Annotated in this window: 8 protein-coding genes; 3 read left to right on the top strand and 5 right to left on the bottom strand. The window is 61.0% G+C overall.

What is annotated here, in order from left to right; translation table 11 throughout:
• Positions 1-169 precede the first annotated feature (169 nt).
• The 3 genes from polA (at position 170) to R6U20_RS01990 (ending at position 5,373) form a co-directional block, all read left to right on the top strand.
• Positions 170-2,539 (top strand): DNA polymerase I, encoded by a 2,370-nt coding sequence (gene polA / locus R6U20_RS02000; RefSeq protein WP_410336199.1) that lies wholly within the window; start codon positions 170-172, stop codon positions 2,537-2,539.
• A 174-nt stretch (positions 2,540-2,713) separates the two neighbouring features.
• Positions 2,714-4,024, top strand: a complete 1,311-nt coding sequence (locus R6U20_RS01995; RefSeq protein ID WP_410336198.1) for a M16 family metallopeptidase — start codon at positions 2,714-2,716, stop codon at positions 4,022-4,024.
• Positions 4,025-4,080: 56 nt separating this feature from the next.
• Positions 4,081-5,373 carry a M16 family metallopeptidase gene (locus tag R6U20_RS01990; protein ID WP_410336197.1) on the top strand — a complete coding sequence of 431 codons (1,293 nt, stop codon included), beginning with the start codon at positions 4,081-4,083 and terminating at the stop codon, positions 5,371-5,373.
• Positions 5,374-6,265: 892 nt separating this feature from the next.
• On the opposite strand, the gene R6U20_RS01985 is transcribed toward R6U20_RS01990, so the two are convergent.
• The 5 genes from R6U20_RS01985 to mrdA all read right to left on the bottom strand — a co-directional run bounded on the left by R6U20_RS01985 (position 6,266) and on the right by mrdA (position 11,483).
• Complete coding sequence (locus R6U20_RS01985; RefSeq protein WP_410336196.1) at positions 6,266-7,078, bottom strand: NRDE family protein; 813 nt, start codon at positions 7,076-7,078, stop codon at positions 6,266-6,268.
• A 41-nt stretch (positions 7,079-7,119) separates the two neighbouring features.
• On the bottom strand, positions 7,120-7,854 hold the full coding sequence (locus tag R6U20_RS01980) for a class I SAM-dependent methyltransferase (RefSeq protein ID WP_410336200.1): 735 nt from the start codon (positions 7,852-7,854) through the stop codon (positions 7,120-7,122).
• The gene (locus tag R6U20_RS01975; protein WP_410336195.1) at positions 7,760-8,059 is read right to left on the bottom strand and encodes a hypothetical protein; all 300 of its coding nucleotides are present in this window, start codon (positions 8,057-8,059) and stop codon (positions 7,760-7,762) included. Before R6U20_RS01975 ends, R6U20_RS01980 begins: the two co-directional genes overlap by 95 nt.
• A gap of 192 nt (positions 8,060-8,251) precedes the next feature.
• Entirely contained in the window at positions 8,252-9,514 is a 1,263-nt protein-coding gene (rodA, locus tag R6U20_RS01970) for a rod shape-determining protein RodA (protein ID WP_410336194.1), read from the bottom strand.
• Positions 9,515-9,581: 67 nt separating this feature from the next.
• Complete coding sequence (gene mrdA / locus R6U20_RS01965) at positions 9,582-11,483, bottom strand: penicillin-binding protein 2 (protein WP_410336193.1); 1,902 nt, start codon at positions 11,481-11,483, stop codon at positions 9,582-9,584.
• Between the last annotated feature and the right edge of the window lie 827 nt (positions 11,484-12,310).

The raw sequence follows: 12,310 nt of genomic DNA, 5'->3' as shown, positions 1-12,310 counted from the left end.
CGGTAATGTGTTCAAAATCTTGATCACCGCGTGCCGGTTTGTACATAGAAATGGACGGTGACAGCAGCTGCTTGAAATCCTTGTCGGGCGACACGATAACGACCTCAGCGCCATCCTGCTCGGCACCCTCGCTCGCGATGCCGAGCAGGATGGCGCTGAGGTCGTTATCGTGTCGCCCGACAAGGATTTCAAGCAGCTGCTGTCACCGTCCATTTCTATGTACAAACCGGCACGCGGTGATCAAGATTTTGAACACATTACCGCCGCCAGTTTTCGGGAAGAGATGGGGCTGGAGCCGTCGCAGTTCATCGATATGCTCGCCCTCTGGGGCGACTCCTCGGATAACGTGCCCGGTGTGCCGCTCATCGGCGAAAAGACCTCGCAGAAGCTGCTGCGTGAGTATCCCGACGTGGAATCGGTCATTGCTCATGCCGATGAGGTGGGCGGCAAACGCGGGCAGAACCTGAAGGAGTTTGCCGATCAGGCCCGCATGAGCCGCAAGCTCGTGCAGATCAAGACCGATGTCGACTTCGGGCTCGACTGGCACCAGCTCCGCCAGGCGAATCCGGACATGGACGAGCTGCGGCGTCTCTTTGAGGTGTTCGAGTTCGAAACGCTGCTCGACCGCGTCGATCTGAATGGCGATGGCAAGGAGGCCTCCGAATCCAACACCAACGAGCCGGGCGATGACAGTGAGGCGCTCTCGTTTGACTTTGGGCCGTACGAAGCGGTGAAAGAGCTCGATCCGGAAAAGGTCGCCTACGACTTCATTCAGCACCGCGAGGAGCTGGAGGCGTTCGCCGAAACGCTGGCCGAGCACGACCGCTATGCCTTCGACACCGAAACCACCTCGACCGATTCGATGATTGCGTCGCTGGTGGGGATGTCGTTTGCCTGGACGCCCCACGAGGCGACCTACGTGCCTACGCCGCTGCCCGACGGCACCTCCACGCAAGACGTGCTCGATGTGCTCCGACCGGTTCTTGAGCAGCATACCACAATCATTGGGCATAACCTGAAGTACGACCTGGTGGTGATGCGCCGCCACGGCGTGGATGTGCAGGGCACCATCTTCGACACCATGATTGCGCACTACCTGTTGCATCCTGAGCAGGCGCAGAACCTGGGCGATGTAGCGCGCTCCATTCTCAACTATAAAATGGAGCCCATCGAGAATCTGATTGGCTCGGGCCGCTCGCAGATCACGATGCGCGAGGTCGACATTGCCGATGCCTCGCGCTATGCCTGCGAAGATGCCGACATTAGCTTACAGCTTACCGGACCCCTGGAAGAGGCGCTGCGTGAGATCGACCTGTGGACGATCGCCGCGGAGATGGAGTTTCCACTCGTGCGGGTCCTCGCCGAGATGGAGCACACCGGCATTCGGGTGGATACGGATGTGCTCGATGCCATCTCTGAGCGCCTCGCCGACGAGCTTGACGACATCGGCAGCCAGATCTATGAGCTCGCAGGCACCGAGTTCAACATCAACTCCACGCAGCAGCTGGGCACGGTGCTCTTCGAGAAGCTGGATCTGCCGGTCATCTCCAAAACCTCCACCGGGCGGCCCTCCACCAAGGAAAGCGTGCTGGAGGAGCTCTCTACGCAGCATGATCTGCCCGGGCTCGTGCTCGACTGGCGCAAAACCTACAAGCTAAAAAGCACCTATCTCGACAGCCTCGGCGAACTGGTGCATCCGGAAACCAACCGCATCCACACCAGCTTCAACCAGGCACGCACCGCCACCGGACGGCTTTCGTCGTCGGATCCCAACCTGCAGAATATCCCGATTCGCACACCCGTCGGGCGCGAGATCCGAAAAGCATTTGTGCCGCGCGAGGGCTGGCAGCTCATGGCTGCCGACTACGCCCAGATCGAGCTGCGCATCCTGGCCTCCATGAGTGGCGACGAGGCAATGCAGGAGACCTTCCGTAACGGCGGTGACATCCACACCGATGCCGCCGCACGGGTCTTCGACATCGACCCCGACGACGTAACGCGCGACCAGCGGCGCAAGGCCAAGGAGGTCAACTACGGCATTCCGTATGGCGTGTCGCCGTGGGGACTGGCACAGCGGCTTCGCACCTCGGTCGAGGAAGCCCAGGAGCTGATCGACCAGTACCGGAAGTCCTACCCAGGCGTGGCTTCCCTCTTGAACCAACTGGTCGAAGAGGCCCGCAACAAAGGATACGCCGAAACCCTGCGCGGACGCCGTCGCCCGATTCCCGACCTCACCGCCAGCAACTCCAACCGGCGCAGTGCTGCTGAGCGCGTGGCTGTAAACATGCCAATTCAGGGCACGCAGGCGGATATGATCAAGATTGCCATGAACAGCATCGACAGTCGCATCCGACAGAGCAAACTCAACAGCAGGATGCTCCTGCAAGTGCATGATGAGCTCGTGTTCGATGTGGCCCCCGGCGAGGAAGATGCTCTGAAATCACTCGTCGAGGCTGAGATGAACGCTGCGCTTCCGCTCGACGGCGTGCCCGTGGCGGTAGATATCGCGCTGGCCGATAACTGGTTGGAAGCGCACTGATTGCCGACTGCGATTTGACTGTATCCTTCCCACGCACGGCGCAGTCATTGCCTTCCGCTATGGCACCATGTTGAACAAGTACGTTTTGTGGATACGCAGCACCGGCGCCTGGAACGCCAAGCTTTCCTTATTCGTGCAGCACAGTCATTCTTCCCATTTGACGCCCCGTTTCGTATGAGTACCGCTGTTTCGCCATCGCCCGTCCCAGTAGACGGCTTTTCGTTCGTGCAGGAATCCGGCGGCATCCAGCAGTATGAGCTGGACGCCAACGGTCTGCAGGTGTTGCTGTATCCCATTGATGCCGCGCCAGTTACGAGCGTGATGATTACCTACCATGTGGGCAGCCGCAACGAGCGCACGGGTCACACCGGCGCCACGCACATGCTGGAGCATCTCATGTTCAAAGGCACCGAGCGCTTTCATAAGGAGCACGGCACCTCCATTTTTGACGTGCTGCAGCGGGTGGGCGCCCAGGTCAACGCCTCCACCTGGACCGATCGCACCAACTACTACGAGATGCTGCCGCGCGAGCATGTAGGCATGGCGCTCGACATCGAGGCCGACCGGATGCGCAATGCCCGCCTGGCCCCCGACGATGTGGAGTCGGAGCGCACGGTCATCCTGAACGAGTTCGACCGTGGGCAGAACGACCCCACGCGGCGGCTTTTCGACGCGGTGTGGAGCGCGGCGTATGTGGCGCACCCGTACCATCACCCCACCATCGGCTGGCGCAGCGACATCGAAACGATGCAGCCCGAGGACCTGCGCCACTTCTACGACACGTTCTACTGGCCGAATAACGCCACGCTGAGCCTCATCGGGTCGGTCGATGCAGAGGCCGATCTGCAAGCCATTGCAGAGCACTTCGGCAGCATCGACGCGGCTCCGCACGACATACCCGAGGTACGCACCCGCGAGCCCGAGCAGCGCGGACAGCGCCGCGTAACGGTGCACCAGGATGGCGAACTTGGGGCGCTCCTGTCGAGCTACAAGGTGCCCCACGGGCGCACCGACGCTGCCGATGCCTTTGACGTGCTGGCGCGTATTCTGGCGTCGGGCAAGGGCAGTCGCCTCTACCGCCGCTGCACCGACCAGGAGCTGACCACCGACGTGTTCGCGATGAACTTTCGGATGCGCGATCCGAGCCTCTTCTCCCTCTTTGCCTTCCTCACGCCGTCGTCCACCCACGAAACGGTGGAAGCCGCAATCGAAGAGGAAATTGAGCGCATCCAACAGGAGGGTGTAACCGACGACGAAGTCGCGCGGGCGCAGCGCCAGCTTGTGGCCAAAGAAGCCTACGGGCGCGACGGGCCGTACCGGATTGCCTCGCAGCTTAACGAAGCCATTGCTGTGGGCGACTGGACGCTCTACACCGAGTACATTGACCGCATCCGCGCCGTTACGCCGCAGGCCGTGCAGCAGGTGGCGCAGGAGCATCTGCACGCCACGCAAAACACCATCGGCTGGTACGTACCGGATGCGTAGCATACCGCTGGCCCCGGCCGTTTTTGTCGTTCCCCATTCTGATTTCCTCTGCTTTTATGGATCGCTCCGCTCTTTCGTATGCCGACCGCGTGCACGACCGTCCCGTAGGCCCGTGCCGCCTGCTCACCCTTCAGATGCCCGTAGACGGTTTTGTCTCGTGGCGTGGATCGTTTCGCACACATCCTGACCTGGGCGCACACGACGACCTGGTGCAGCGCCTGATGGTGGGGATGCTCGACAAAGGCACCGACACACACGATCGCTTTGAGCTGGCTGCCGTGCTCGAAGAATGCGGCGCGCAGCTCTCGCTGTCGAGCGACGGGCTCTACGTGGATGTGTCGGGGCAGGCGCTCACGAGCGATCTGCCGACCGTGCTCGACGTGTGTGCCGACATGGTGCAGACGCCGTCGTTTCCCGAGTCGGAATACCCGAAGGTGCAAGCACAGACGTTGGCTGATGTGCAGCGCTCGATGCAAGACACCGCTCCGCACGCCTCGCGCGCCCTCATGCAGCGCCTGTTTTCGGTTGATCACCCCAACTACAGCCGTCCGTTCGAGGACGAACTGGAGCGCCTGCAGCAAACCACCCGCGCCGACGTGCGGGCGTATCACCACGAACACGTCACGCCACATGCCTTCACGCTGGTGGTAGCGGGCGACCTGGAGCACGACGCGGTGGAAACCGCTGTGCGTGGTGCGTTTGCTTCGTGGGATGGCACGGCCCCCGATCCGACGCACGCGACCCGCGCCACCGCCTGCGCCCCCGGCACCGCCACCGTGCCCATGGCCGACCGCGACAACATCGACGTACGCATGGGGCACGCGCTCACCCTCCGCCGCGACGACGATGCGTATCTGCCGCTCTACCTGGGCAACTACGTGCTGGGCGGCAACTTCTCGGCCCGCCTCATGAACACCGTGCGCGATGAGATGGGCCTGACGTACGGCATCCGGTCGAGCCTGTCTGGCATCAGTACCGAATACGACGGGAACTGGACGATTGGCGTGACCCTCAGCACCGAGGCGCTGCAACAAGGGCTGAACGCTACTCGTCAGGTCGTGCGCGACTTTGTGAAGGGCGGCGTCACCGAAGAGGAGCTCGACGCGAAGAAAACGACCATTACCGGATCCTACAAAGTGGGTCTGGCGACCACGAAGAGCGTTGCGCAGTCGCTCCTAACCAATGCCGAGCGCGGCTTTCCCGTGGGCTACCTTGACGAGTTCCCCGAGCGCATCCGCGCCGTAACGCTCGACGAGGTCAACGACGCCATCCAGACGCACTTTGACCCCGAGGCGCTGCACACGGCTATGGCGGGGAGCGTGCCGGAAGCGGCTGAAGAGGTTGCTTAGCTCTGTAGGGAGTCCGCTGTCAACCCTAAATGATTGGGTTCAGATGCGTATTTTCCCCTCCATCCTACCCTTCCTCCCCGGGGAGGAAGGAACCAGTAGGGCGCTTTCATGGAGTCCCCCTCGGAGGAGGGGGATTTAGGGGGAGGGATTTTGCGCTCAAACGGGAAACAATCAAGCGTGACAGTGCAGCAGTCCAGTTGAAACGGTTTTGATCGACGCCTCTGATCAAGGAAGGCGCTGATGCCCGGGACTAATATGAAGGCTCGCAATTTTTTTGTCATGTACCATGGAGCACAACTCCTAATTATATCAACACCGTTGACACAGCACACGGGGGCGGTGTGGGCAGCGGGTTCGGTCGTGTGGAGCAGGTGTCAACATGCGGATGTAATACCAGGTGCGAGACTTCGATGTACACGTTAGGTTGGAGGCGGCCCGGGATATCCGCTCCGCTCCTGATTCCGGGCTAAGGATTTGTAGCCCATAGCCGGGTAACCTGTGCCGACCGCTGTCGGTACCGCTTGCGTCCCCGGCGACATTAAGGCGAGTTTCGTCGCTCACCGATTGCAAACACCTGTATAATGATTCAGCGCAGATGGCATAATATATCCAGCGGGGGATTTAAGCGCAAGGGACGTTTGGAGCGAACGGGGTGGCGTGGGGGATGAGAAGGGCGCTGTGAGGATGCGGGTTGGGTGGGAGCGTGCGTTGCGTCCGGTGTATGCGAGGGGTGGGGAGAATGCGGACGGGAATGGGCGGTGGGCGTACGGGAGCCTGCACGAAGCGAGCCAACGGCGCTGGCACGGGGGCATGGGCGGTGCGCGTTGCATCGGGATAGCGGAGGCAATGCTGCCGGCCTTTGGTTTCCCCCTGTTTTTATGGGAGCTACCCGTTACGCCGATACGAGCAGGTCGGCAGGGGCTTGCTGCCTGGTGTCGGACGGAACGGTACTGGTTGGGTCGCAGGTGAAGGTGCGTGTGGTGGCCTCGCGGCCATACACGTAGAGACGCTCGGCGAACAAGAAGCGTCCGCTGCGGTGTTGCAGCATCACGGTGGATGCGCGCGTCCCATACTGCTCGCCGGTGATGAACATAGACGACACTGCGCGCTCTTTATCGGGGGGAAGCCCGGTGTCGGGCAGAAGCGAGTTCGGGGCGGGGGTGGTGTCGTGGAGCGCATCGAGCAGCGCTTCGGGATGCACGGTATCGCCAATGGCATCGATGATGCGCTGCTTGCCGCGGTTTACCTTGTGCCACGGGGTATCCAGATAGGCGTTGCTAAGGCCGTGCCATCCGGGTTCGACGGCTTCGGGGGCACGGTCGGGATGGGCCATGTAGTAGGCGGTGCTGCCGCGTCCGAACAGGAGGTTAAACGGGGCACGCGGCGTGAGGGTGCGTAGCGCTGCGAGGTACTGCTCGGGGGCGGTGTCGGCGTGCAGGTAGTCGGTAACTACGGTACCACGGGTGGGGCCGTCGGGGACAGGGCGCGTGAAGTCGCGGTAGTTGGTGAGGGCTGCCCAGCGTCCGTCGCAGGTGAGCCCGCACCACGTGCCGCCCGCCTTCAGGTCGCGCCCGGCGCAGATGTGGGGTGCGCTGGGCCACCACTGTGCGGGACGCGTGGGCCGGGCGTAGAACTCGTCGCGGTTGCTGGCCATGATGAGTGGGTAGTCGGGGTGTACTTCGACCCCCATGATAATTAGGCACATGGAGCGCAGTTCGACAGTGAACGGAAACGAGTAGGAGGGTGCTATGCTGCAGGCACTTGAATGCCCCAGAGCAGTGGAGCATCGGGGTTGGCGCTGTACAGGCGACTTTGCAGGATACGCAGCGTATCGATGCGGGCGTCGATCCAGTCTTGGACGTGCTGGGCCTCTTCGGGGCCGCCCTCGTGCCCACGGTATGCGAGCACGGTGAGGAGTCCGCCCCCGGTCATGAGTTCGCAGGCGGCGTTGAGGGCGGCCACCGTCGTGTCAGGGCGGGTGATGCGCGTGTGGTCGTGGCGCGGCAGGTAGCCCAGGTTGAACATGGCGGCGTGGATGGGCGCTTCAACGTGGTCGCGCATGGTTTCGTGTCCGGCGTGCACCACGGTTACACGGTCGGATACTTCTGCCTGTGCGCACCGGCGGCGGGTGGCGGCGCAGGCGGGGACCTGCACATCAAAGGCGGTAACACGGCCCTGTGCGCCCACCTGCTGGGCTAAGAATACCGTGTCGTGCCCATTTCCTGCCGTGGCATCCACCGCATGCTGACCGGGTGTAAGGTGGGTAGCTATCCACTGATGCGCAACGGTTGTGAGGGCAGGAAGGCTCATACAGTCATCAGGCCCATCGTATCCAACAAACAGTACATGAAATGGCAACGTCAGGTACCCCTCCAAGCGCAAGATGCTATTCAGAGGGCTCCTCTTCGATGACGCGTCCGTTCGGCAGAATGCGTTCGTTAGGGCCGGGGCGCGTGGTTGGGAAGTCGTTGAGCCGTGCATCATCGTCGCGGTCTTTGGGGACGTAGTGCACGTGGTCGCCGTGCGGTACCTCCAGGTAGGGTTGCCCTGGAAAGGGATTTATCATTTCGTAGAGTACGAACCCAAAGAATAGCACCGCGATGCCAAGCACCACCCAGCGACGCGTTGACCACGATGTGCTGTTTTGGGAAGACTCGGAAGGGGGAGACGACGCCGAGGTAGTCATAGATCTAATTAGGTCGGGACACGAGAAGACAGCAATGTACTGGGAAAATGGTACCCCTGGTGCAGTCCAGCGTTTCTGTGCAGTTCTTGCCGAAGAGCGTCAGTATCCGTAGTGGTGTGTCACATGTCAATGGATGACTATAAAGTGGGAGTCCATACGTTACCTTATAAATCATCTGTGACAGAGCAGTAGTCAGTATCCGTAGATCGAGAGCGCATCGCGGCGCATGTGAATGCTCACGACAATACCGAGCAGGAGCGTATAGGATACGAGTGCCGAGCCCCCGTACGAGAGGAACGGCAGCGGGAGTCCAATTACGGGGAGCAGTCCCATCACCATGCCCAGGTTAATGATGGTGTGGATAAGGTAGACCCCTACAGCGCCAGCCGCAACGAGGCTGCCAAAGGGATGCTTTGACTCGGCCCCCAGTTTAATGAGTCGCAGCAGCAGAAAGCCCAGAACCAGCAGCACAAACCCTGCTCCGACGAGCCCGAACTCTTCAGCAATGACGCTGAACACGAAGTCGGTAGACTGTTCGGGAATGTACGCGCCCTGGGTTTGGGTGCCTTCCATGAAGCCTTTGCCCCAAATGCCCCCCGACCCAATTGCAGCTTTCGATTGCACGAGGTGGAAGCCCACCCCTTGCCGAAATTCCTCCGCCTCAGGATTCGTGAACGAGATGATACGCGCTACCTGATGCGGACGCAGAATGTGCACGAGCGCAAACGAAGCGATGAGTCCCGCGGCTGTGCTGAGCGCGGCGGCGGCGATCGTAAGCATGCGCTTTCGCGTACCGATCCACATGCCAAGTGTAAAGAGCACCGTGACGGCTGCAGCGGCCCAGGCGCTGAGCAGTCCGGCGTAGAGCGCCAGGCCGGGCACAATCATGAGCAGGATGAGCGAGATAGGGAGGCCGCCCCAGAACAGCACAATTGGGATGAGCCCCACGAACACGAGCGCGGTGCCCATGTCGTTCTGAAGCATCACCAGCAGCGCCGGCAGGGCCACGAGTCCGGCAGCGCGCAGGGCGTAGCCCATGTGCTGCGCCGACACCGCTCGCCGATCGGAAAGGAGTTGGGCTACGGCCAGCACTGTCCCGACCTTGGCAAGTTCTGAGGCCTGAAGGCGGAGGGGCCCAAACGCGAGCCAGTGAGCGCCTCCGCCGGCCTCGTGGCCAAAAAACAGAGTAGCAATGAGCAGGATCAGCACTAAGCCGTAGAACGGATACGCCCCAAACATAATGGTGCGTGGAGACAGCATCAGCAATCCTCCCAGGACACCGATTGCCACAACCAGCCAGGTAGCCTGGCGGTAGAAGTTCTGCTGCACGGACGCGGGCAAATGCTCAGCGCCGGGGCCGTGTGTGCTACTATAGATAGCCAGCAGTCCCATGCCGATAAGCACCAGCCACGCCAGCAGCGTGATCCAGTCGATGTTGCGATACCAGGCTTTCATGCAAGTGGGGATTCGGCAGGAAACGACAGAGCAGACCCAGCGGTGAGGGGGCACCAGCCGGGCGATACTACGGGGTGGATACGGGTACCGCGGGCGCCCCTTCGGACTGTCGTTCTTCAGGATCGAGTTGGTCAGGCGCCACGTCGGGCGTAATCGGTGCGCTGCGCTCTTCGTTGAGCAAGCGGTCCATCCAGTAGCGGCGTTCCCACGTATCGGCAATGGAGCCCGTGAGATACTTTTCAGCCATGAAACTGGCAATGGGGCCGGCCACCGACCCCCCGTATCCGGCATTTTCAACGGCTACGGCGATGGCAATTTCAGGGTCATCGAAGGGGGCAAACATGATAAAGAGCGAGTGGTTTTCGCCGTGGGGATTTTCGGCGGTTCCCGTTTTTCCGGCGCTTTCGATATCGGGAATGCTGACCCACTGTCCCGTTCCGCTCTCCATCACGCGGCGCATGCCTTCGTTCACCCGGTCGAGGTGCTCGGGGGCGACCCCTGTGGATTCGCCGAGGGGGGGCTGGGCCATAATGCGCTCGCCCGTGGCGGGATGTTCGGCATAGCGCACAAAGTGGGGCGAGGGCAGATCGCCCCCGTTGGCGAGGGCCGCCGTGTAGCGTGCCATCTGGAGCGGCGTTACACTCATGTCGCCCTGACCAATGCCCAAGTTCACCGTGTACCCTGCCGTCCAGCGGCCGTACGTGCGGTCGAAGTACGACGAGTCGGGGATAAGTCCCGGAAGCTGGTTGCTCACATCGAAGGGGACCTCTTGCCCGAATCCGAACCGCCGTGCCCACTCGGCCCAGGTGTTCACATCCAGATTCATCATCACGTCGTAGTAGAGCGTGTTGCACGACACCTCCAGTGCTTCCTCCAGCGAGATGCGCCCATGGCTTTTGTTCTGGTGGTTACGAAAGGTCCGGCTTCCAACCTGATACCCCGCCGGGCAGTCTACAAGCTGGTTTTTGCCGGCGGGGATGATACCTTCCTCCAGCCCAACGAGCGACATGAACGGCTTCCAGGTAGACCCTGGGGGAAAACCGCTCATGGTAGCGCGGTTGTAGAGCGGATCATCCGGGTTCGACTGGAGACTGTCCCACGTAGCGGTTGGAATTGACTGCGCGAACAGATCGGGGTCGTAGTCGGGATGGCTGACGAAGGAGATGATTTCGCCCGAATCGGGGTCGAGCGCTACGGCTGCACCGCGCTTGTTCACGAAGAGCGATTCGGCCAGCGCTTGCACTTCGTGGTCAATGGTCAGATGCAGATTATATCCGCTTTCGGGCGGTCGGTCCTCGGCACCGTCGCGGTAGGACTGCACTTCCATGCCGCGCACATCCACTACGACAAACTCGCTCCCGTATGTGCCGCGCAGTTCCGACTCGAATGCGGACTCAATGCCTGTCACGCCAATCCGGTCACCGGGTCGATAGCCTGTATCGCGAAGTTGGGCCAGGCGCGTGCCGTCTATCTCGCGGACGTAGCCAAGGGCGTGCGGGGCGCGCATGTCGGTATGATACCGCCGCTGGGCATCCACATCAAAGGAGACGCCGGGCAGGCGATAGAGTCGTTCTTGAATGCGGCTGTAGGTGTCAAAGTCAAGATTTGAGAAGGCGCGGCTTGGGCGTACCGAGGACCAGTCGCGTGCTTCGGACAGCCGCGCCGTGACGACCGAATCTGCCACCCCAAGGAGCGTGGCCAGTTCGGGCAGTGTGGATTCGTCGACGTAGCGCGGCGTGAACATGAGTGTGTAGCTTGGCGCATTATCGACAAGCAGCGTCCCCTCACGGTCGTAGAGTGCTCCCCGAGCGGGTACGACCGGACGCTCGCGCACTGCGTTACTCTGTGAGGCGCCCCAGTACGTTTCGCTGTCAAAGACTTGCAGGTAAACCAGGCGCCCGCTCAATATCACAAACACACCTACAATTGCGGCAGCAAAAAGACGAACGCGTAGGCGGTACGACTCCATGAAACGGGGCTGAGACCTTGGTGATGTGTGAGGCAGTCAACGATGGGGGTAGTTCAACGACGCGGGCGTATACAGTTCCCCACAGAGCGTTCTCACTCTGGAGTATACGCTGTGCTGAATCGACCGGCGGCTCCTTCGTTTGGGCTTTATCATTTTTCTTGGCGCGTATACAACGGCGGTCGGGAACAGAGCCGGGATGACTGTCTGGAAGGGATCCCTTGCCATCTAACAGCTACCCAATGATCAAACGCACTCGCAGGCTCGCTCAAACAGGATCAATGTTCGAGCGTGTCCCTCCAGGCTTCGTCCGGGCGGCCCACTTCTTCGAGGCCAGAAGGCTTCATACAAGGGCTTCATACAAGGGCTTCATACCGCGGAGAGGTGTGAATCCTGTAAACTAAATCCCCCAAACCGATGATCTGAATGCGGACTCAATGGCCCAGGCCATCCCGTCGATATAGCAAAGGGGGACATGGTTGAACAAGTGGTAAAGCAAACAACCCTTGTGCTAACAAAATATCAGAGAGAAAGTTATGTGCAAGGATTAGCCTCCGCAGGGAGGAAGGAACCGGTAGGGCGCTCTCATGAAGTCCCCCTCATGTGGGACGGGAATGCGCTCCTCAAACGGCGCATGGATTACTTCGTTCGTACCACAGGCATGACCTTCGGCCCTCGCTTCGCTCGGCTCCGGATTAGCAGTGCCAGGGTACGTGTTTAGCGCAGGAAGAAACAGGTGCAAACGCATCGCCCGAAGCCGCTCCCCTGGAGAGGGGTACCTGTTTAGCGACTTGTAACCCGGGACGCGTGCAGTTCCGATAGCATTCGGC

This window comes from Longimonas sp. (genome assembly GCF_046498435.1).
Taxonomy (GTDB): Bacteria; Bacteroidota; Rhodothermia; order Rhodothermales; family Salinibacteraceae; genus Longimonas.
The sequence above is the reverse complement of the archived record's forward strand: the minus strand, read 5'-3'. Positions and strand labels throughout refer to the sequence as shown.

Bases quoted from the DNA above. Each gene is read 5' to 3' on its own strand.
- R6U20_RS01985 (WP_410336196.1), bottom strand. From the start codon at position 7,078: ATGTGCCTAATTATCATGGGGGTCGAAGTACACCCCGACTACCCACTC.
- R6U20_RS01995 (WP_410336198.1), top strand. From the start codon at position 2,714: ATGAGTACCGCTGTTTCGCCATCGCCCGTCCCAGTAGACGGCTTTTCG.
- rodA (WP_410336194.1), bottom strand. From the start codon at position 9,514: ATGAAAGCCTGGTATCGCAACATCGACTGGATCACGCTGCTGGCGTGG.
- mrdA (WP_410336193.1), bottom strand. From the start codon at position 11,483: ATGGAGTCGTACCGCCTACGCGTTCGTCTTTTTGCTGCCGCAATTGTA.
- R6U20_RS01975 (WP_410336195.1), bottom strand. From the start codon at position 8,059: ATGACTACCTCGGCGTCGTCTCCCCCTTCCGAGTCTTCCCAAAACAGC.
- R6U20_RS01980 (WP_410336200.1), bottom strand. From the start codon at position 7,854: ATGCACGGCTCAACGACTTCCCAACCACGCGCCCCGGCCCTAACGAAC.
- R6U20_RS01990 (WP_410336197.1), top strand. From the start codon at position 4,081: ATGGATCGCTCCGCTCTTTCGTATGCCGACCGCGTGCACGACCGTCCC.